18 protein-coding genes are annotated in these 19077 nt (G+C 72.8%); 10 read left to right on the top strand and 8 right to left on the bottom strand.

Annotated elements, in window-relative coordinates:
- Positions 1 to 7: 7 nt before the first annotated feature.
- The 5 genes from NRP21_RS15720 to NRP21_RS15700 all read right to left on the bottom strand — a co-directional run bounded on the left by NRP21_RS15720 (position 8) and on the right by NRP21_RS15700 (position 4669).
- On the bottom strand, positions 8 to 856 hold the full coding sequence (locus NRP21_RS15720; protein ID WP_257717170.1) for a DUF2272 domain-containing protein: 849 nt from the start codon (positions 854 to 856) through the stop codon (positions 8 to 10).
- Positions 857 to 988: 132 nt separating this feature from the next.
- Positions 989 to 1978 carry a tetraacyldisaccharide 4'-kinase gene (gene lpxK / locus NRP21_RS15715; protein WP_257717169.1) on the bottom strand — a complete coding sequence of 330 codons (990 nt, stop codon included), beginning with the start codon at positions 1976 to 1978 and terminating at the stop codon, positions 989 to 991.
- A gap of 18 nt (positions 1979 to 1996) precedes the next feature.
- The gene (locus tag NRP21_RS15710) at positions 1997 to 3364 is read right to left on the bottom strand and encodes a 3-deoxy-D-manno-octulosonic acid transferase (protein ID WP_257717168.1); all 1368 of its coding nucleotides are present in this window, start codon (positions 3362 to 3364) and stop codon (positions 1997 to 1999) included.
- Positions 3361 to 4176, bottom strand: a complete 816-nt coding sequence (locus NRP21_RS15705) for a lysophospholipid acyltransferase family protein (protein WP_257717167.1) — start codon at positions 4174 to 4176, stop codon at positions 3361 to 3363. Before NRP21_RS15705 ends, NRP21_RS15710 begins: the two co-directional genes overlap by 4 nt.
- 64 nt (positions 4177 to 4240) lie before the next feature.
- Positions 4241 to 4669 (bottom strand): DUF1489 family protein, encoded by a 429-nt coding sequence (locus NRP21_RS15700; RefSeq protein ID WP_257717166.1) that lies wholly within the window; start codon positions 4667 to 4669, stop codon positions 4241 to 4243.
- Positions 4670 to 4799: 130 nt separating this feature from the next.
- Between NRP21_RS15700 and NRP21_RS15695 the strand changes: the two genes are divergently transcribed.
- The 7 genes from NRP21_RS15695 (at position 4800) to NRP21_RS15665 (ending at position 13196) form a co-directional block, all read left to right on the top strand.
- On the top strand, positions 4800 to 7115 hold the full coding sequence (locus NRP21_RS15695; RefSeq protein WP_257717165.1) for a methyl-accepting chemotaxis protein: 2316 nt from the start codon (positions 4800 to 4802) through the stop codon (positions 7113 to 7115).
- Positions 7116 to 7207: 92 nt separating this feature from the next.
- Positions 7208 to 8212 carry an aspartate-semialdehyde dehydrogenase gene (locus tag NRP21_RS15690; protein ID WP_257717164.1) on the top strand — a complete coding sequence of 335 codons (1005 nt, stop codon included), beginning with the start codon at positions 7208 to 7210 and terminating at the stop codon, positions 8210 to 8212.
- Between the two features lie 152 nt (positions 8213 to 8364).
- Complete coding sequence (gene sdhC, locus NRP21_RS15685; RefSeq protein ID WP_257717163.1) at positions 8365 to 8814, top strand: succinate dehydrogenase, cytochrome b556 subunit; 450 nt, start codon at positions 8365 to 8367, stop codon at positions 8812 to 8814.
- A gap of 13 nt (positions 8815 to 8827) precedes the next feature.
- Positions 8828 to 9235, top strand: coding sequence for a succinate dehydrogenase, hydrophobic membrane anchor protein (gene sdhD, locus NRP21_RS15680; protein WP_257717162.1), 408 nt, complete (start codon positions 8828 to 8830; stop codon positions 9233 to 9235).
- A 166-nt stretch (positions 9236 to 9401) separates the two neighbouring features.
- A complete protein-coding gene (sdhA, locus tag NRP21_RS15675; RefSeq protein ID WP_257717161.1) occupies positions 9402 to 11228 on the top strand; it encodes a succinate dehydrogenase flavoprotein subunit in 1827 nt (608 codons plus the stop codon).
- A 14-nt stretch (positions 11229 to 11242) separates the two neighbouring features.
- Positions 11243 to 12025, top strand: coding sequence for a succinate dehydrogenase iron-sulfur subunit (locus NRP21_RS15670; RefSeq protein ID WP_308219902.1), 783 nt, complete (start codon positions 11243 to 11245; stop codon positions 12023 to 12025).
- Positions 12018 to 13196, top strand: coding sequence for a TIGR03862 family flavoprotein (locus NRP21_RS15665; RefSeq protein ID WP_257717274.1), 1179 nt, complete (start codon positions 12018 to 12020; stop codon positions 13194 to 13196). The genes NRP21_RS15670 and NRP21_RS15665 overlap by 8 nt, the downstream gene beginning before the upstream one ends.
- On the opposite strand, the gene NRP21_RS15660 is transcribed toward NRP21_RS15665, so the two are convergent.
- Positions 13193 to 14080, bottom strand: a complete 888-nt coding sequence (locus NRP21_RS15660; RefSeq protein ID WP_257717160.1) for a dienelactone hydrolase family protein — start codon at positions 14078 to 14080, stop codon at positions 13193 to 13195. The genes NRP21_RS15665 and NRP21_RS15660 overlap by 4 nt on opposite strands.
- Positions 14081 to 14287: 207 nt before the next feature.
- Between NRP21_RS15660 and NRP21_RS15655 the strand changes: the two genes are divergently transcribed.
- Both NRP21_RS15655 and NRP21_RS15650 read left to right on the top strand, forming a co-directional pair.
- Positions 14288 to 15478, top strand: a complete 1191-nt coding sequence (locus NRP21_RS15655) for an SMP-30/gluconolactonase/LRE family protein (protein ID WP_257717159.1) — start codon at positions 14288 to 14290, stop codon at positions 15476 to 15478.
- 26 nt (positions 15479 to 15504) lie between these two features.
- A complete protein-coding gene (locus NRP21_RS15650) occupies positions 15505 to 16929 on the top strand; it encodes an alpha/beta hydrolase fold domain-containing protein (protein ID WP_257717158.1) in 1425 nt (474 codons plus the stop codon).
- Between the two features lies 1 nt (position 16930).
- Here the strand turns inward: NRP21_RS15650 and NRP21_RS15645 are convergent, their stop codons facing one another.
- Positions 16931 to 17401, bottom strand: a complete 471-nt coding sequence (locus NRP21_RS15645) for an RrF2 family transcriptional regulator (protein WP_257717157.1) — start codon at positions 17399 to 17401, stop codon at positions 16931 to 16933.
- Positions 17402 to 17410: 9 nt separating this feature from the next.
- Positions 17411 to 18304: a dihydrodipicolinate synthase family protein gene (locus tag NRP21_RS15640; protein ID WP_257717156.1), complete on the bottom strand. Its 894-nt coding sequence runs from the start codon at positions 18302 to 18304 to the stop codon at positions 17411 to 17413.
- 142 nt (positions 18305 to 18446) lie between these two features.
- Here NRP21_RS15640 and NRP21_RS15635 point away from each other — a divergent pair, with 142 nt between their 5' ends.
- Complete coding sequence (locus tag NRP21_RS15635; RefSeq protein WP_257717155.1) at positions 18447 to 19064, top strand: pyridoxamine 5'-phosphate oxidase family protein; 618 nt, start codon at positions 18447 to 18449, stop codon at positions 19062 to 19064.
- Positions 19065 to 19077: the final 13 nt, after the last annotated feature.

The following is a 19077-nucleotide window of genomic DNA, read 5'->3' as shown; positions in this document are numbered from 1 at the left end:
CCCCTTCTCAGCGCCGGTTCTCGAAGATCGCGAAGAAGGGCGGCCGCTCCGGCGGCGCGGGCAGGACGATGCCCTTGGCATCGGTCGGGATGCGCCGGCGCAGCACCACGTCCATCACGTTGCCGCCGATGATGTCGATCGTGCCGCCGCCCGCGCGCACCACGATATCGCAGTGGGAGGGGCGGGAGCGCCCGCGCTCCGCCATCCGCGCCTCCCAGTTCGGCAGGGGGCTGGCGGAGCGGTCGTAGCAGAGCAGGTCGCCCGGGCGCGGCGCGTACTCCTCCACATGGTGCGGGCGGAAGGCGGAACCCTCCGGGTCGGCCAGGTAGTTGTCGATCATCCCATCCATGTAGAAGACATGGGCGGAGGAGGACCGGAAGTCCGAGGGCGCCACGCCGGCCGAGTTCATCGCGTAGCTGATGAAGGCCGCCGACCAGGCCGGCGTGTTGTAGGACGAGATGGCGACGTTCGCCGGCACCACGTTGAAGGGCAGGCCGGAGACAGGATCGAGCGAGGCGGAGGCGAGGCTGGGCACCGCGATGGTGTCGCGGAAATGCATGTGGGCCTGGATGATCCCCGGCCCGTCCGGCGTGGCGGACCAGTAGGACATCAGCTTGTCGAACAGCTCCGGCGTGGCGTCCGGCGTGCGGTCCAGCGCCACGGGCCAGCCCTCCACGGCGATGCGCCCCCAGTCCCGCCACTCCCGCTCCGCGGCGGCCACGAGCTGCGCGGCGCCCGGGCCGGCCGGGCGCAGGTTGGGCGCGGTGCTGGCCCGCGGCGCTGTGGTCGGGGATGGCGGATCGGCGGCGCAGGCAGCGACAAGGAGGAGCGGGAGGAGAAGGAGCAGCCGGCGCATGGGCGCGTATCGCGCCGCAGCACGGTTCGGTTTCGTACTGGCCGCGCGGAATGTTCCCGGCCGCGAGATTTGCCGGCCTGTGGTGCCGGCGCAACACATCCCGCCGGCTTCAGGGCCGGCCAGCGCCCCCGCTCAGGCCGGCACCGGAACCCGTACGGCCAGGGGATCCAGGATCGCCTCCAGCATCGCCGGCTCCTCCCACTGCAGCGTCACCGTCACCACCGTCACGCGTGAGCGGAAGGCGGCGGGGATGCGGACGAAGTCCTTCTTCGTCGTCACGGGAATGGCGCGCAGCCGGTCCGCCTCCGCCAGCAGGTCCCGCATGTCCCCGGCGTCGTAGGGGTAGTGGTCCGCGTAGGAGGCCCGCCCCGCGATGATGGCGCCGGATTCGGACAGGGTGGCGAAGAACTTGCGGGGATTGCCGATGCCGCAGAAAGCAAAGACGGACTGCCCGGCCAGTTGCGCCGCCTCCGGCCCCGGCACGTTCCGGGCGCGCAGCACGGGCAGGCCGGGCGGGAGCAGCGCCAGGGCGCCGCACTCATCCGCCCCGATCAGCACCGCCGCCTGGGCGCGGCTGGCGGCGGCCGCCACCGGCTCGCGCAGCGGCCCGGCGGGAATGACGCGGTTGTTGCCGAAGCCGTAGCTGCCATCGATCGTGAGGAAGGAGAGATCCTTCTCCAGCGTCGGGTTCTGGAGCCCGTCATCCATCACGATGGCCTGCGCCCCGGCCTCCACCGCGGCGCGGGCGCCGGCCGCGCGGTCGGCGGCGATCCAGGTCGGGCGCTCCGCGGCCAGCAGCAGGGCCTCGTCGCCGACCGTCTCGCTGTCGTGCCTGCCGGGCTCCACCCGCGCGGGGCCCTTCAGCGTGCCGCCATAGCCGCGGGTGAGGAAGTGCACGGCCACGCCACGGTTCGCCAGGCGCCGGCCAAGGTCCAGGGTCAGGGTGGTCTTGCCCGCGCCGCCGGCGGTGGCATTGCCGCAGCAGATCACCGGCACGGGCGCGTGCCAGCCGGGCTGCGCCACGCGCCGCGCCGTCGCCGCCGCGTAGAGCGCCGCGATGGGGGAGAGGAGGATGGGCGCGATTCCGCCGCCATCCCCGGTCCAGAAATCGGGGGCACGCATGGTGCCGTCAGGCGTCCTTCATCCGTGTGCCGCCGCGTCCCCGGCCCCTTCGGGGGCTCTGCCGGGGGCGGGCAGGAGGGTCCCTATCGCGGCGGCCATCCGTTCGGGCAGGGCCCCGGAATCCGCCGCGATCCGGGCGGCGGCCGTGGTCATGGACCGGGCCCGGGCCGCATCCGTTAGCACGCCGCCCGCCGCCACGGCCAGCGCGGCGGCATCGGCCACGCGGAGGGCGGCCCCGGCGGCCAGCATCCGGTCCACGATGGCGGTGAAGTTGCCGGTGTTCGGCCCGAGCAGCACGGGGCAGCCCAGCCGCGCCGCCTCCAGCGGGTTCTGCCCACCATGCGGCACGAGGGAGCCGCCGATCAGTGCCGCCCCTGCCACGCGGTAGAGCAGGCCCAGCTCCCCCAGCGTGTCCGCGATGTAGATCGCCGTGTCCGGCCCCGGCAGGGCCCCGGTGGAGCGCAGCGCCGGATCATGGGCCTCAAGCTCCCGGGCCAGGGCCGGGCCGCGCTCCGGGTGGCGGGGTGCGACGATCGTCAGCAGGCCCGGAAGGCGCTCCCGCAACCGTGCATGGGCCTCCGCCACCTGCGCCTCCTCGCCGGGATGGGTGCTGGCGGCCAGCAGCACGGGGCGGGCGTCGATCGCGCCGCGCAGCGCGGCCAGGGCCGGCTCCGAGGCGGGCAGGGGGCGGGCTGCGAACTTCAGGTTGCCCCAGGCCAGCGCCGATTTCGCCCCTAGAGCGCGGAGATGCGCCGCATCCGTCTCGGTCTGCGCGATCGCCAGGTCGAAAGCCCCGAAAAGGCGCTGCGCGACCGCGGGAAGCCGCCCCCAGCCGCGGGCCGAGCGGTCGGAGATCCGGGCGTTGATCAGCGCCATCGGAATGCCCCGTGCCCGTGTGGCGAGGAGGAGGTTCGGCCAGATCTCGCTCTCGATGAACACCGCCGCGTCCGGCCGCCAGCTATCGAGGAAGCGGGCGACGTGGGCTGGCACGTCCAGCGGCGCGAAGCGGTGCTGCACGAGCCCCGCCAGCGCCCGCGGCAGGCGCTCCTCCAGCAGCCGTGCCGCGGTGACGGTGCCGGTGGTGACGAGGAAGCGCAGCGCCGGCCGGGCCTCAGCCAGGGCCTCGATCAGCGGCAGGGCGGACTGGCTTTCCCCCACACTCGCCCCGTGGAGCCAGAGGAGGGGGCCGGGCGGGCGCTCCGCCCCCTCGCCGCGCCGCTCGCGCAGCCGGGCCGGGTCCTCCTTCCCGCGCCGTGCGCGGCGGGCCAGCCAGAGGGGGAGCAGGGGCGCGGCCAGGGTGGTGGTCGCCCGCCAGGCGAGCAGCGGCAGGGCGCCGCGCCACTGGCCGCCTTCGGTCGCGGGGTCCGGGTGGATCAGGGCAGTCACGCCGCGTCGCCCGAGAAGGCGGCGGGCGGGGCCGCCCCGGCGCTGCCGCGATCGGGGAAGGCGGGCGGGGCACGCCGGGCGATGGCCCGCACGGCCGCAAGCTCCGCCTCACCGGAACCGCCGGCGCGGATGGCGGCGGCCCAGGCATCCACCGCCTCGCAGGCCTCGGTCAGCGCCGCCTCCACCGCCGCGCGCCCGGCCTCCGCCGCATGGGGCGGCACGGTGAACATGGGGTGCAGCAGCATCAGCCCGCGGGAGAAGGGAAGGGGCACCACCATCTGGTCCCAGGAGTGCAGGCGGATGTGCCGCGTCGTGATCCCGGCATAGGGCAGCACCATGGCTCCTGAGACCGCCGCGAGCTGCCCCACCCCCGGCGCCGCCACCCGCCGCGGCCCGCGCGGCCCGTCCGGCGTGATGGCGACCACCCCTCCGGCGCGCAGGATGCGCAGCATGGTCCGCAGCGCCTGGCTGCCGCCCCTGGAGGTAGAGCCATGGACCGTGTCGAGGTCGAAGCGCGCGACGACGTTGCCGATGAAGACGCCGTCCCGGTGGCGGGAGACGAGAACCTGCGGGCGCTTCGGGCGCAGCTCCGGGATATGGCGGATGATGTCCAGCCAGGGGCGCGGGCCGAGGGTGATGCGCTCGTGCCAGAAGGAGAGGACGATCGTCCCGGGCCGCGCTCGCATCGTCTCCAACGCGGCGTCGCCGACGAGAGTCCAGCGCGTGGTCCGGTGAATGAGGGCGATGTAGAGCCCCAGCAGCCATGCCATGGCGGCGAGGAAGCGGGGGTGGCGCGTCAGCCGCTTGAGCATGAGAGGGGGGCCATGGGTCGGCGCCGCCTAGCATGGGCCGGGCCCGGGGGCCAACTGCCGGCCACTAGAGCAGCCCCAGCTCCGCCAGCGCCTGCCGCATCTTCGGCGGCAGGCTCTCAATCCCCTCCACGCCGGCGGCGCCTTCCGCCAGGTCCAGGGGCGCATCCGCCGCTTCCAGGTAGCGCCAGCCCTGGAAGGGCTTCATCGGGCGGGGCAGCACCGGCACCAGACCGGGCTGGAGGACGAGGGCGGTAGCCGCGGCACCATCGGCCCGCTTCACCGGCTCGATCGCCAGGATACGCTGGCGCACCCGCAGCACCCCGGCCACCACCCAGTAGAGGGAGCCGCCGGCCTCCAGGATCTCGGCCGCGCGCTTCGGCGCCATGCGGGTGACGTGGCGCAGGCCCTCCGGCCCGCTGGCGCGCAGGGCTTGGCCCCGCTCCATCTGCGCGACGTCCTTCGGCCCCACGGCCAGCTTGATGAGGTGCAGCACGGGGCCCGATCTGCGCGCGCGCGCCCGCCGATGCAAGGGACGCCGATGCAAGAGGGCAGGGCTTATCCGGCGGTTAGGGAATCGCGCCGATGATCGCGCCACGGTCACAGCCGAGGAGCCCGTCCAGGCCATGCGCGCCTTCCAGAACCTATCCGTCGCCAGGAAGCTCGGCGCAGCCGCCGGGCTGACCCTCTGCCTCCTCAGCGGCCTCGTCGGCCTCGTCTGGTCGGAGCTACAGGACGTCTCGCAGCAGCAGGACGGGCTGCGCGTGGCGGCGCGCGTGCAGGCCCTGGTGGAGCAGGCGGGCAGCCGCGCCGCCCAGGCCCCGGTGCAGGAGGCGCAGCTGAGCACGGCCCAGGACCTGCCCGCCGCCCGGGCCGCGGCGGAGGAGGCCGGCGCCGCCCTGGGCGCCGCGCGGAAGCTGGTGGAGGAGGCGGCGGCCGAGATCACCCTGCCCGCCGCGAGGGAGGCCGCGCTGGCCGCCTTGCCGGAGAGCCGCCGCTACGAGGCCGCGATCGCCCGCATGCTGGAGGCGCGCGCCCGCATGATCGAGGCGCGGGACGACAGGCTCTACCGCCTGACCTCCGAGTTCGACCAGGGCATGGAGGCGGTGCTGGGCGCGCTGGAGTTCGAGGTGCCCGACCGGTCCCAGGTGGACGAGGTGCGGGGCCGCGTGATGGCCTTCAGCAACGGGGTGAACGAGGCGCGGCTGGCCGTGCAGCGCTTCCTTGTGACCGGGGAGGACGGCCAGGCTCGCCGCGTGCGCCGCGCCGTGGCCCAGCAGCGGGTGCACCTGCGGGGCGTGCAGTCCTACGAGGTCTCGGCGCGGCTGAAGGAGGATGTGGCCCGGGTGGGCAACGTCGCCGCCGGGTTGGCTGAGGGTTCCGAAACCATTCTCGCCTCCGTCGCCGACCTGGTGAAGATCCGCGCGGAAGAGGCCGAGCCCGCCGCGGCTGCCCTGCGCCGCGCGCTGGACGAATCCACTCGCCTGCTGCGCGACGATGCCGCGGGGCGCCGCGCGGAGACGACGGCGGCGCTCCAGAGCGTGGTGGCCTTCACCCTGTGGATCGGCGCCGCGGTGGCGCTGATCCAGCTCGCCTCTTCCTGGGCCTCCGGCCGGGCCATCGGCGGGCCGTTGCGCCGGGCGGCGGTGCGCGTGCGCGCCATCGCGGCCGGCGACACCAGCCCTGGCGATGCCGCCGAGGCGCGGGACCGGGAGGGCCGGGACGAGACGGGCCGCATCGCCGCCGCGCTGGAGGAACTGCGCGGCACGGTGGGCCGCGCCTTCGGGCAGGCCCAGATGATCGAGCAGATGCCGCTGGGGCTGATGGCCGCCGATCCCGCCCTGCGCGTGACGCACGCGAACGCCGAGATGGGCGAGGTCCTGGCCCGGCTGGGCGTGACGGAACCGGTGATCGGCCGCGCGCTGGAGGACCTGCCGATGGAGGGAATGGCCGGGCTGCGCGCCACTCTGGCGGATCCCGCCGCCCTGCCGCACCGCGCCCGGCTGCGCGTGGGGAACGAGGTCGTGGACCTGCAGGCCAGCGCCATCACCGATGGCACGGGCGCCTATACCGGCCCGATGCTGACCTGGCGCCTGGTGACGGAGGAGGTGCGCCTGGCCGATACCTTCGAGGCAGAGGTGGGCGGCGTGGTCGAGGCCCTGGCCGGGGAGGTGGAATCGCTCCGCCGCGCCGCCGGCGACGTGCACGACACCGCCGAGCGCTCCGGCCGGGAGGCCGCGCAGGTGGCCGATGCCGCGGCGCGTGCGAGCGGGGAGGTGGGCGCCGTGGCCGCCGCCGCTGAGGAGATGGCCGCCAGCATCACGGAGATTACCCGCCGGGTGGCCGAGGCCGCCGAGGTAGCCGCCCAGGCCGTTTCCGAGGCGCGCGCGACCGACGGCACGGTGCGCGGCCTGGCCGAGGGCGCGGCGCGGATCGGCGACGTGGTGCGGCTGATCGGCGACATCGCCGGCCAGACGAACCTTCTGGCCCTGAACGCCACCATCGAGGCGGCGCGGGCCGGCGAGGCCGGGCGCGGCTTCGCCGTGGTGGCGAGCGAGGTGAAGACCCTGGCCGCCCAGACGGCAAAGGCGACGGAGGAGATCTCCAGCCAGATCCAGCAGATGCAGGCCGCCACGACGGGCGCGGTGGAGGCGATCCGCGGCATTGGCGAGACGGTGGAGCGCACCAGCGGCATCGCGACGGCCATCGCCGCCGCGGTGGAGGAGCAGGGCGCGACCACGCGGGAGATCGCCCGGAGCGCCGCTCAGGTGGCCGGGGGCACGGACACGGTGAACCAGGCCATCGCCGGCGTCCGCGCCGCGGCGGAGGAGACGGGCAGCGCGGCAGGCGGCATGCTCTCCGCCACCGAGGCGCTGGCGGGGCAGACCGCCATCCTGCGGGAGAAGTCCTCGGGCTTCCTGCGGGCGGTGCGGGCTGCCTGAACGGGAAGGCGGGTTGCAGGAGGGGGGCGCGCCACCCTATCTGCGGCCCGCCCTTCCCGGCCGGGATGCTGGCGGGGAAGGGATTTCGCGGAATGGCTCATCGGATCGCGGTCGCCGGCGCCACCGGGCAGGTGGGGCGGGAGATCATCAAGACGCTCGCGGAGCGGGAGTTCCCCGTTTCCTCCATCGCCGCCCTTGCCTCCGGCCGGTCGGTCGGCGGCTCGCTCTCCTTCGGAGACCGGGACGTGAAGGTGGAGGCGGTGGAGCGGCACGACTGGGCCGCAACCGACCTTCTCTTCCTGGCGCCGGGCACGGTCGGCCCCGTCACCCTGGCCCGCAAGGCGGCCGCGGCCGGCTGTGCCGTGGTGGATGCCAGCGGATTCGCCAATCCCGACGCGCCGGTGGTGGTGCCGGAGGTGAATCCGGGCGCCCTCGGTTCCGATCCACGGATCGTTGCCTCGCCGGCCTCGGGCGCCATCCTGATGGCCATGGCGCTGCACCCGCTCCAGGCGCTCGGCGGTCTGGTCCGGGTTTCCGCCACCTCGCTCCAGCCCGTCTCCGGCGCGGGGCGGGAGGCGATGGACGAGCTGTTCAGCCAGACCCGCGGCGTTTTCGTGAATGATCCGGCCGTGCCGGAGCAGTTCCCCAAGCCCATCGCCTTCAACCTCATTCCCCAGGTCGGCGCCTTCGGCGAGGACGGGCGGACCGATGAGGAGGAGGCGATCGCCGAGGATGCCGGCCGCCTGCTCGGCGGCGTGCCGGTGGCCGCCACCTGCGTGCGCGTGCCGGTCTTCATCGGGCACTGCCTGACGATCCAGGCCGCCTTCGACCGGCCGGTGGACGAGGCCGAGGCGCGGGAGGCGATCCGAGGCGCGCCCGGCCTGACCCTGCTCGATCGGCGGGACGATGGCGGCTACGTCACGCCGCTGGACACGGTGGGGGAGGACCCGGTCTTCGTATCCCGCATCCGGCCCGATGCGACGGTGCCGAACGGACTCGCCCTTTGGTGCGCGGGGGACAATCTGCGGAAGGGCGGCGCCCTGAACGCCGTGCAGATCGCTGAGGAGTTGTTGCGGCGTGGTGCCCTACGGGGTTGAAGTTACAGGGGTATGGCAGAACCCCGGCATTCTACTTGCGACCCCTTCGCAACACCTTGATTTCGTGAGATTGACGCTTCGCGGTGCAGCACCATAAAAGCGGCGCAGCCCCGCGCGGACCAGTCGCGCCCGGCAGCATTGCAGGACGCCGCATGGCCCATAACCCCGACGCGCGCGAAGCCCTCATGATCGGTACCCGCACGGACGGCACCACCGTCCGCCGGCCGCTCTCCCCGCATCTGCAGGTCTACGACATGCTGCAGATGTCCAGCGCGACCTCCATCTCCCACCGCATCACCGGCAGCGCCTGGTCGGTGGGGCTCGTCTTCTTCGTCTGGTGGATCCTCGCGCTGGCGGCGGGGCCGGAGTCCTATGCCCGGGCCCAGTGGTTCTTCGGCAGCTTCATCGGCGTGATCGTGCTGTTCGGCCTCTCCGTCGCGGTCTGGTACCACACGCTGAACGGCGTGCGGCACCTCGTCTGGGATGCGGGCTACGGCTACGACATCCCGACCACCTATCGCACGGGCTGGATGGTGATCATCGGCACCGGCGTGATGACGGTCCTGACCTGGATCGTCGGCATCATCGCCTGGGCTTCGTAGGAAAGGCGCGCCGATGAGCGAGCACATCCCGGCGGTCAACCGCCAGACCAGCATGCAGACCGGGCTCGGCCGCGTGCGCGGCTCGGGCTCCGCCCGGAACGGCACCCATCACTGGTGGATGCAGCGCGTCACCTCCGTCGCGCTGCTGCCGCTGACGATCTGGTTCGTCTTCTCCATCGCCGCTCATGCCGGCGACCCCTGGGAGGTGATGGCGGAGTGGATCGGGCGGCCCTTCAACGCCGTGCTGATGATCCTGCTGATCGGGATCACCTTCCACCACACCGAAGCCGGGCTGCAGGTGGTGATCGAGGACTACATCCGCCCCGAGCGCCGGGCGATGGTTGCAGGCCTCGTTATCAAGGCCATATGTCTGGTGGCGGCCCTGCTCTCGGCCCTGGCCGTGATCCGGCTGGCGGTCTGATGAGCCTGGCGCGGCTTCTCTTCCCGAGCCGCGCAGGGGCTTCCCCCATTTCCGCCGGGCGTTCCCCCGCCCGGACGCCGCGCCTTCCCGGGCGGAAGAGCTTCAGCGCCCCGCGGGGCGCAAGGACATGCGCCGGACCCGGCGCCAGGACGTACGAGAACCCGCAATGAACGCCATCAGCCAGCCTCCGCGCCCCGGCCTCAACGGCGGCGCCTATCGGATCGTGGACCACACCTACGACGTGGTGGTGGTGGGGGCCGGCGGCGCCGGCCTTCGCGCCACCTTCGGCATGGGTGCGGCGGGGCTGAAGACCGCCTGCATCACGAAGGTCTTCCCCACCCGCTCCCACACCGTGGCCGCCCAGGGCGGCGTCGGCGCCTCCCTCGGCAACATGGGCGAGGATGACTGGCGCTGGCACATGTACGACACGGTGAAGGGCTCCGACTGGCTCGGGGACCAGGACGCCATCGAGTACATGTGCCGCGAGGCCGTGCCGGCGATCATCGAGCTGGAGCACTTCGGCGTACCCTTCTCCCGCACGGAGGACGGCAAGATCTACCAGCGGCCCTTCGGCGGCCACATGCAGAACTACGGCAAGACGCCGGCCATGCGCGCCTGCGCCGCGGCCGACCGCACGGGCCACGCGATCCTGCACACGCTCTACCAGCAGAGCCTGAAGCATAACTGCGAGTTCTTCGTCGAATACATCGCCCTCGACCTGATCATGGACGAGGAAGGCGCCTGCCGCGGCGTGATGGCCTGGAACCTCGAGGACGGCTCCATCCACCGCTTCCGTGCCCAGACGACGGTCATGGCCACCGGCGGCTACGGCCGCGCCTACTTCTCCTGCACCTCCGCCCACACCTGCACGGGCGATGGCGGCGGCATGGTTCTGCGCGCCGGCCTGCCGCTGCAGGACAACGAGTTCGTGCAGTTCCACCCCACGGGCATCTACGGCTCCGGCTGCCTCGTCACCGAAGGCGCGCGCGGCGAGGGCGGCTACCTCACCAACTCCGAGGGCGAGCGCTTCATGGAGCGCTACGCCCCGACGGCGAAGGACCTCGCCTCCCGCGACGTGGTGTCCCGCGCCATGTCCATGGAGATCCGCGAGGGCCGCGGCGTGGGTGAGCACAAGGACCACATCCACCTGCACCTGGAGCACCTGGGTGCGGAGCTGCTCCATGAGCGCCTGCCCGGCATCTCCGAGACGGCGAAGATCTTCGCCGGCGTGGACGTGACGAAGGAGCCGATCCCGATGCTCCCGACCGTTCACTACAACATGGGCGGCATCCCCACGAACATTCACTGCGAGGTGCTGCGCCCGACCGCGACGGACCAGGACGCGACCGTTCCCGGCCTGATGGCGGTGGGCGAGGCGGCCTGCGTCTCGGTCCACGGCGCCAACCGCCTCGGCACCAACTCGCTGCTCGACCTCGTGGTGTTCGGCCGCGCCGCGGCCCACCGCGCGAAGGAGACGCTGCGCCCCGGCGCCGTGCAGGCGCCGCTGCCGGAGGGCGCGGGCGAGAACGCGCTCGCCCGGCTGGACCGCGTCCGCTACGCCAAGGGCAACACCTCGGTGGCCGAGCTGCGCGTGAACATGCAGCGCACCATGCAGGCCCATGCCGCCGTGTTCCGCACCTCCGACCTGCTGAAGGAGGGTGTTGAGAAGATGGCGAAGGTGGCCGCCGGCTACAGCGACATCCACATCAAGGACCGCAGCCTGATCTGGAACAGCGACCTCGTCGAGGCGATGGAGCTGGACAACCTGATCGGCAACGCCCTGACCACGGTGGTCGGCGCCGAGGCCCGGCACGAGTCCCGCGGCGCCCACGCGCACGAGGACTACCCGGACCGCGACGACCAGAACTGGATGAAGCACACGCTCGCCTGGGTCGACGACAAGTACTCGGTGAAGCTGGATTATCGTGACGTGAAGATGCGGACCCTCACCAACGAGGTCCAGGTCTTCCCGCCCAAGGCACGCGTTTACTAAGGAAGCCCGGAAAAATGGCGACCTTCACCCTTCCGAAGAACAGCACGGTCCAGCCCGGCCAGGTCTACAAGGCCGAAGCCGGGGCGAAGAACGTGCGCTCCTTCAAGATCTACCGCTGGGACCCGGACACGGGCGAGAACCCGCGGATGGACACCTACGAGATCGATCTCGACAAGTGCGGCCCGATGGTTCTGGACGCGCTGATCAAGATCAAGAACGAGGTGGACACCAGCCTCACCTTCCGGCGCTCCTGCCGCGAGGGCATCTGCGGCTCCTGCTCGATGAACATCGACGGGCTGAACACCCTCGCATGCCTCAAGCCGATCGAGGACGTGCAGGGCGACGTGCGGATCAACCCGCTGCCGCACATGCCCGTGGTGAAGGACCTGGTGCCGGACCTGAGCCAGCTCTACGCGCAGCTCCGCTCCATCGAGCCCTGGCTGAAGGCGGACACGGCCGCCCCGCCGGACGAGGAGCGCCGCCAGTCCAAGGAGGAGCGCGCCAAGCTCGACGGGCTGTGGGAGTGCATCCTGTGCTTCTGCTGCTCCACGGCCTGCCCCTCCTACTGGTGGAACGGCGACCGCTATCTCGGCCCGGCCGTGCTGCTCCAGGCCTATCGCTGGATCGCCGATAGCCGCGACGAGTACCAGGGCGACCGCCTGGACCAGCTCCAGGATCCGTTCCGGCTCTATCGCTGCCACACCATCATGAACTGCGCCCGGACCTGCCCGAAGGGGCTGAACCCGGCCGCGGCCATCGGCGAGATCAAGACGCTGCTGGTCGAGCGCGATCGCTGATCTGACCGCACTTGTCGTCGGCGCCGGCCCCGCGGGGCTGGCGGCGGCGGAAGTCCTTTCGGAAGCGGGCATCGCGGTCACTGTCCTGGACCGCATGCCCAGCCCCGCGCGCAAGCTGCTCATGGCCGGGCGCGGCGGGCTGAACATCACCCACACCGAGCCGTTGGAGGCCTTCCTCGCCCGCTTCGGCGCGGCGCGGGGTCGTCTCGAACCGGCAATCCGAGACTTCCCGCCGGATGCCGTCCGCGCGTGGTGCGAGGAACTGGGCCAACCCACCTTCGCCGGCACCAGCGGCCGGGTCTTTCCGGAGGCGATGAAGGCCGCGCCGCTGCTGCGCGCCTGGCTCGCGCGGCTGGCGGAGCGGGGCGTCAACCTGCTGGCCCGCCATCAATGGACGGGGTGGGATCAGTCCGGCGCCCTCCTTTTCGATCGACCCGGCGAGGCGCCGCTTCGCCTCACGCCGGACAGCGCGCTGCTCGCCATGGGCGGCGCCTCCTGGCCTCGCCTGGGCTCGGATGGTAGCTGGGCGCCCATCCTGGCCGCGCGCGGCGTGGCGAAGGCGCCCTTTGCCCCGGCCAATTGCGGAATCCTGATCGACTGGTCCCCCCATCTGCGGGACCGTTTCGCCGGCACGCCGCTGAAGCGCATCGCCATCACCTTCGGTGGCCGCACCGTGCGGGGCGAGGCGATGATCACCGCCCATGGGCTGGAGGGCGGGGCCGTCTATGCCCTATCCGCCGCGATCCGGGATGCCGTGGCGGCCCATGGCGAGGCGCGGATCACTCTGGACCTGCGCCCGGACCTCCCGGCGGATGAGGTGGCGCGCCGCATGGACGCCCCGAGGCGCGGGCAGTCCCTCTCCAACCACCTGCGGCGCCAGCTCGCCTTGGCCCCCGCCGCCATTGCCCTGCTCCGGGAAGGGGAGGGCGGGGTGAAGGCCCTGGCACTCCGCGTCACCGGCGTATCGGGGCTGGACCGCGCCATCTCCTCCGCCGGAGGCATTCGGTGGGAGGAGATCGGCGAGGACTACGCCGTGAACCGCATCCCCGGCCTTTTCGCGGCCGGGGAGATGCTGGACTGGGAGGCGCCGACGGGCGGCTACCTCCTCACGGCCTGCCTTGCCACCGGGCGGGCCGCAGCCCGGGGCATGCTGCGGGCGATGGGGCGCTAGGCGACCCCGTTCCCCTTCAGGAAGTCCAGCATCAGCCGCCACCCGGCCTTCGCGGGCTCCTCGCGGTAGCTCGGGCGGTAATCCGCGTGGAAGCCATGCGGCGCCCCCGGGTAGATCACCAGGGTGAAGCGCTTTCCGGCCTCCCGCATCCGGGTCTCCATTGTCCGAAGGCCTTCCACGGGGATGCCCGTGTCCGCCTCGCCGTAGAGGCCGAGGATGGGGCACTTGATGTCCGCCACCATGTCCAGTGGCACGCGCGGGGTCAGCGCGCTGGGCTGCCCGGCAACCGGCCCGTACCAGGCCACGCCCGCCTTCAGCCGCGGGTTCTGCGCGGCATAGGCCCAGACGTTCCGCCCGCCCCGGCAGAAGCCGATGATCGCCAGCTTCTCGCCGTTGCCACCATCCGAGGCCGCCCAGGCGCAGGTGGCGTCCAGGTCGCGGAACAGCTCGTCATCCGGCTTGCGCATGGCGATGGCGGCGGCGGCCTGCTGGTTCTCCGCGTTCTTCGGGTCGCCCTGGCGCACGTAGTAGTCGGGCGCGACCGCCAGGTAGCCCTCCTTCGCCAGGCGGCGGCAGACATCCTTGATGTACTCGTGCAGGCCGAAGATCTCCTGGCACACGACAACGACCGGCCAGGCGCTGCCGCTGGCGGGGCGGGCGCGGTAGCCGGGGATGGCGCGGTCTCCGGCCGGGATGGACACGTCTCCCGCGACCAGCCCGTCGGCCGGCGTGGTGACGATGGTCTGCGCCATCACCGGCCCGGCCGCGAGGGTGTAGCCCGCCACGGCGCCCGACGAGCCGAGGAAGCCGCGCCGTCCCAGGCGCTCGAGGAGGGGCGGGGAGATCATCTCCCCGGCGGGCGGGGTCTCGGGTAGCCGGTCCATGGTCGATTCCTCTCGGGGGGAGGGGGATGCTGGCACGGCCTGCCCGGCGCCGCACAGCCGGGTTCACCGAAGCTTCTTGCCCGGCCCGGCTGAACGGTCGCGGCGCCACGGCGTTATCGCGCCACTGCCCCGAACGGCCTGTCCGCCGGCCTCTCCATTGGCGCGCCCGCACGGGAGCGCCACGCCCGAATGTCCGAGGAGACGCACATGTCCTCCACCCCCCGCACCGGGCGTCGCACCGCCCTGCTCGGCACCGCCGCCAGCCTTGTCGCGCTGCGGACTGCCCAGGCCCAGCCCCAGCCCTCCCAGGCTCAGGCGCCCGCATCTCCCCCCGCATCGCCCCAGCCCGCGGCACCCGGCGCCGCCCCGGCCGCGGGGCTGGAGCGCGTGGCGGCCTTCGAGGGGCAGGTCACGGGCGTCGCCGTCTCGAAGGACGGGCGCATGTTCGTCTGCTTCCCGCGCTGGGAGAAGGACGTGGAAATCTCCGTCGCCGAGGTCGGGCGCGACGGCTCCCTGAAGCCCTACCCGGATGCGGAGTGGAACGCCTACCGCAACGCCGCCCCGCGCGACCTGGCGAACCACCTCATCTGCGTGCAGAGCGTGACGGTGGATCCGCAGGGCTTCCTCTGGATCCTGGACCCCGCCGCGCCGGGCAACGAGTTCAACCTGCCAGGCGGCGTGAAGATGCTGAAGGTGGACCTGGGCAGCAACAAGGTCGTGCAGACCATTGCCTTCGACAGCAGCACGGCCCCGCAGGGCGCCTACCTGAACGATGTGCGCGTGACGCCGGACGGCCGCTGGGCCTTCATCACCGATAGCGGCCAGCGCGGCGCGATCGTGGTGGTGGACCTTTCCACGGGCAAGGCGCGCCGCGTGCTGGACGGCGCCGGCCCCACCCAGCCGGAGCCGGACGTGATCGTGAAGGCGGATGGGCGGGAGCTGCGCCGCACGGATGGCCGCCCCACCCTTTTCGCCGCGGACGGCATCGCGCTGGATGCGGAGGGCAAGTACCTCTACTGGCAGGCGCTGACGGGCCGCACCCTCTACCGCATCGCCACCGCCTCGCTGATTGACGAGGGCATCGCGCCCACGCGCCTCGCTTCCTCCGTGGAGAAGATCGGCACCACCTGCGTCGCCGACGGCTACTGGATGGACAAGGCGGGCAACCTCTACATCACGAGCCCGGAGGACGATTCCCTCAAGGTGCGCCGGCCGGACGGGCGGATGGACACGCTGGTGCAGGACAAGCGCCTGCGCTGGCCGGACAGCCTGGCGGAAGGACCGGACGGGGCGATCTACGTCACCACATCCCAGATCCAGGACATGGCCCGCTACCACGAGAAGGGCGCCACCCCGCAGCAGGCCTACGCGCTCTGGCGCGTGCAGCCCGCGCGCTGAGCCGCACCTGACAGGATAGGACAGCCATGAGACCCGCCGCGACCCTCGCCGCCCTGCTGCTCTCCTCCACGGCGGGGCTGGCGCAGGGCACCAGCCCCGCCCCGGTCCCGGCGCCGCAGCCGCCTGCCGTCGCCCAGCAGCCCTCCAGCCTGGGGGAGCGGCTTGGCGATGCCACCCGCGCCATCGCGGGCAACCCCGCCGCCAACGCGGACCGGGACATGCTGCGCGTGCTGGCCGCCCTGAACGACTTGAAGCCGAGGCCGATCGAGGAGCTCTCGCCGGAGGAGGCGCGGCGCCAGCCGAGCGCGGCGGACGCGGTGCAGGAGCTGCTGCGCCGGAACAACCAGCCGCCCGCGCCGAGCTTGGGCGTCGCGGCGCGCGACATCACCCTGCCCGGGCCGGGCGGGGCGCTGATGGCCCGCGTCTATACGCCGGATGGGCCGGTGGCAGGCGGAGGCGGCGTGCAGCGCCCGGTGATCCTGTACTTCCACGGCGGCGGCTTCGTGATCGCCGACCTGAACACCTACGACGCCACGCCGCGCGCCCTCTCCCACCGAACCGGCGCCATCGCCGTGGCCGTGCGCTACCGGCAGGCGCCGGAGAACCGCTTCCCGGCGGCGCATGACGACGCCTTCGCCGCCTATCGCTGGGTGGTGGCGAATGCCGCCAGCCTCGGCGGCGATCCGCGCCGCGTGGCGGTGGTAGGGGAGAGCGCGGGCGGCAACCTGGCGGCCAATGTCGCGATCGCCGCGCGGGATGCCGGGGTGCAGGCCCCCGTGGCGCAGGTGCTGGTCTACCCCATGGCGGGCGTGGACATGAACACCGAGTCCTACCGCGACAACGCGGGTGCCAAGCCGCTGAACCGCGCGATGATGGGCTGGTTCATGGGCCACTACCTGCGGAACGACGCCGACAAGCAGGACCCACGCGTCGATCTCGTCGGTCGTGCCAGCTTCGTCAACCTGCCCCCCGCCACCGTCGTCACTGCCGGGATCGACCCGCTGAGGAGCGATGGCTTGGCCCTGGCGGAGAAGATGCAGGAGGCGGGGGTGCCCGTCGCCGCCCGCAACTACCCGGGCGTGACCCACGAGTTCTTCGGCATGGGCCCCGTGGTGCAGGCCGCGGCGGATGCCGAGGCCTATGTGGCCGCGCGGCTTGGGATGGCCTTCGGCACCGTCAGCCCCGACCTGCCCCCCGCCGGCCCCGCGCGCCGCCTCGGCCTCGCCGCGCGGATCGAGGAGCGCATGGAGGTGGTGGGCAGCGACGGCGGCCATGTCGGCACCGTGGACTACATCGACGGCGCACGCCTGATGCTGACGAAGAGCGACCCCGCCGCGGACGGGAAGCAGCACGCGCTGGGGCTGGAGACGGTGGCGGCAGTGGAGGGGCGGAGGGTGCAGCTCTCCATGCCCGCGGAGCAGGCCCGGCGCGAGTGGCGCGAGGTGAACTAGCTCAGATCACGAAGTTCAGGGGTTCCGAGGTCGGCGGGTTGAGGCCGGCGGCCTGGGAGCGGCGCAGGAGATCCTCCAGCGTCAGCCCTTCCAGCCTCTCCCGCAGGGCCTCGTCCAGCTCGGCCCAGAGCGGGCCGACGACCTTGGCGTGGAGAGGGCCGGAGAGGTCGCTGCCACCCTCCGCGCCGTCCGCCACCGCCGCCACGGCCTCGGAAAGGCGGATGTCGCGCGGGCGGCGGGCAAGGCGGTAGCCGCCGCGCGGGCCGCGCACCCCTTCCAGCAGCCCGGCGCGGGAGAGGGCCTGAAAGACAGGCTCGATGCCCCTCCGCGCGGCGCCGAGGCGCTCCGCCACCTCCGCGCCGCCGGCCACCGCGCCGTTCGCGCCGCGCCCGGCATGAAATGCCACGTCAAGGAGCACGGAGACCGCGGTCAGCGCCCGGTCCTGGCGGAGAAGTCGGAGGTTCGGCTGCATCCGCCATATCTACGCATCATCGGCGTGGATATCCAGATTGGCGAGCGCCGCTTCCACCTCCTGCCTGCCCTGCGCGGAGAGGGCGGGCTGCGGGGGCAGGGGAACGCCGACCGGGAAGCCCTGGATCTCCAGCGCGCCCTTGATGCAGGCAGCCAGGGCATGGCGCGCGAACAATTCGTTGATGCGCCACAGGCGGCGCTGCAGGGCCATGGCGGCGGTCCAGTCGCCGGCGCGGCACAGCTCGTAGAGCTGCACGCTCTGCCGGGGGATGGCGCAGGCGGGGCCGGCCATCCAGCCCACGCCCCCGATCAGCATCACCGCGGCCGGAATATGGGCGGAGGCGGCGAAGACCCGCATCCGCCCCTCCGTCCTGTCCATGATGGAGAGGAGCCGGCCGGTGTTGGTGGAGGCATCCTTCACGTAGCCGATGCGCGGGTGCCGGGAGAGCGCGGCGAGGGCGGGAAGGGAGAGGTCCGACCGCTGGAACTGCGGGTTGGTGTAGAGCACCACCGGGCGGTCCGTCGCGTCCGCCACGGCCGTGAAGTAGTCGACCACCCCCGCCTCGGGCACAGGGAAGTAGGCTTCCAAGATCGCGAGGATGCCGTCCGCGCCCAGCTCGGCCGCCTCCTTTGCCTGGCGCACCGCCTCGGCCGTGGTGTTCGCCGCGATCCCCGCCACCACGGGCACGCGCCCGGCGGCGGCCTCCACCACCACCTGGATGATGCGGCGGCGCTGGCCGGCGTTCAGGTAGGCAAATTCCCCGGTGCTGCCGAGCGGGGTGAGGCCGTGGACCCCGGCCGCGATCAGGTGCTCGCAGAGCCGGGCCAGCACCTCGTCCAGCACCCTCCCGTCAGGGCCGATGGGGGAGACGAGGTAGGGGAAGACGCCGTGGAGGTCCTGCATGGCGGGAGCTTAGGCGAAGGCGACAGGTTGGCCACCTGTCCAGGCCCCGGCGCAACGCCCGCGGGGAGATGCGCGCGCGGCGGCACGGCGCGCTTGCGGGCCGGGCGCGGTGGGCGCAGCACGGCGCCGAAAGGATCCCCCGATGACCCACCGCATCGACACCGTCGAGGCCCTCGAGGCGCTCTACGGCGTGCCGAACGACGCCTCCACGGTGAAGGAGGTGCCCCGGATCACGCCGGAGTACCGCGCGATGATCGAGGCATCGCCCTTCCTCGCCCTCGCGACCGTCGGGCCGGAGGGGCTGGACTGCTCCCCGCGCGGCGACCGGACCGGGGAACTGGTGCGGATCGCGGATGAACGCACGCTGCTGCTGCCGGACCGGCGCGGCAACAACCGGATCGATTCCCTGCGGAACATCGTGCGGGACCCGCGCGTGGCGCTGATGTTCCTCATCCCCGGCCACGGCAACGCGCTGCGGGTGAACGGGCGGGCCCACATCTCCGCCGATCCCGCGCTGCTGGAGAGCTTCGGGGTGGAGGGCAAGGCGCCCCGCAGCGTGGCGGTCGTGGTGGTGGAGAGCGTGTACTTCCAGTGCGCCCGGGCAGTGATCCGTGCCGGTCTCTGGGACCCGCAGGCGCGGGTGGCGCCGGGCAGCCTGCCGACGCCGGGCCGGATCCTGGCCTCGCTCAGCGAGGGCCAGGTCGGCGGTGAGCCCTATGACTCCGGCTGGGCGGCGCGGGCGAAGGAGACGATGTGGTAGGGGGCCGCCGGGG

Origin of the sequence: Roseomonas populi (assembly GCF_024594815.1) — a bacterium.
Classification (GTDB): Bacteria; Pseudomonadota; Alphaproteobacteria; order Acetobacterales; family Acetobacteraceae; genus Roseomonas; species Roseomonas populi.
Note: the sequence above shows the minus strand (reverse complement) of the source record. Positions and strands in the feature narration are given on the sequence as shown.

What these genes read in the sequence shown, in the direction of transcription:
- NRP21_RS15720 (WP_257717170.1), bottom strand. Translation starts at nt 856, where the DNA reads ATGCGCCGGCTGCTCCTTCTCCTCCCGCTCCTCCTTGTCGCTGCCTGC.
- lpxK (WP_257717169.1), bottom strand. Translation starts at nt 1,978, where the DNA reads ATGCGTGCCCCCGATTTCTGGACCGGGGATGGCGGCGGAATCGCGCCC.
- NRP21_RS15705 (WP_257717167.1), bottom strand. Translation starts at nt 4,176, where the DNA reads ATGCTCAAGCGGCTGACGCGCCACCCCCGCTTCCTCGCCGCCATGGCA.
- NRP21_RS15695 (WP_257717165.1), top strand. Translation starts at nt 4,800, where the DNA reads ATGCGCGCCTTCCAGAACCTATCCGTCGCCAGGAAGCTCGGCGCAGCC.
- NRP21_RS15690 (WP_257717164.1), top strand. Translation starts at nt 7,208, where the DNA reads ATGGCTCATCGGATCGCGGTCGCCGGCGCCACCGGGCAGGTGGGGCGG.
- sdhC (WP_257717163.1), top strand. Translation starts at nt 8,365, where the DNA reads ATGGCCCATAACCCCGACGCGCGCGAAGCCCTCATGATCGGTACCCGC.
- sdhD (WP_257717162.1), top strand. Translation starts at nt 8,828, where the DNA reads ATGAGCGAGCACATCCCGGCGGTCAACCGCCAGACCAGCATGCAGACC.
- sdhA (WP_257717161.1), top strand. Translation starts at nt 9,402, where the DNA reads ATGAACGCCATCAGCCAGCCTCCGCGCCCCGGCCTCAACGGCGGCGCC.
- NRP21_RS15670 (WP_308219902.1), top strand. Translation starts at nt 11,243, where the DNA reads ATGGCGACCTTCACCCTTCCGAAGAACAGCACGGTCCAGCCCGGCCAG.
- NRP21_RS15660 (WP_257717160.1), bottom strand. Translation starts at nt 14,080, where the DNA reads ATGGACCGGCTACCCGAGACCCCGCCCGCCGGGGAGATGATCTCCCCG.
- NRP21_RS15655 (WP_257717159.1), top strand. Translation starts at nt 14,288, where the DNA reads ATGTCCTCCACCCCCCGCACCGGGCGTCGCACCGCCCTGCTCGGCACC.
- NRP21_RS15650 (WP_257717158.1), top strand. Translation starts at nt 15,505, where the DNA reads ATGAGACCCGCCGCGACCCTCGCCGCCCTGCTGCTCTCCTCCACGGCG.
- NRP21_RS15645 (WP_257717157.1), bottom strand. Translation starts at nt 17,401, where the DNA reads ATGCAGCCGAACCTCCGACTTCTCCGCCAGGACCGGGCGCTGACCGCG.
- NRP21_RS15640 (WP_257717156.1), bottom strand. Translation starts at nt 18,304, where the DNA reads ATGCAGGACCTCCACGGCGTCTTCCCCTACCTCGTCTCCCCCATCGGC.
- NRP21_RS15635 (WP_257717155.1), top strand. Translation starts at nt 18,447, where the DNA reads ATGACCCACCGCATCGACACCGTCGAGGCCCTCGAGGCGCTCTACGGC.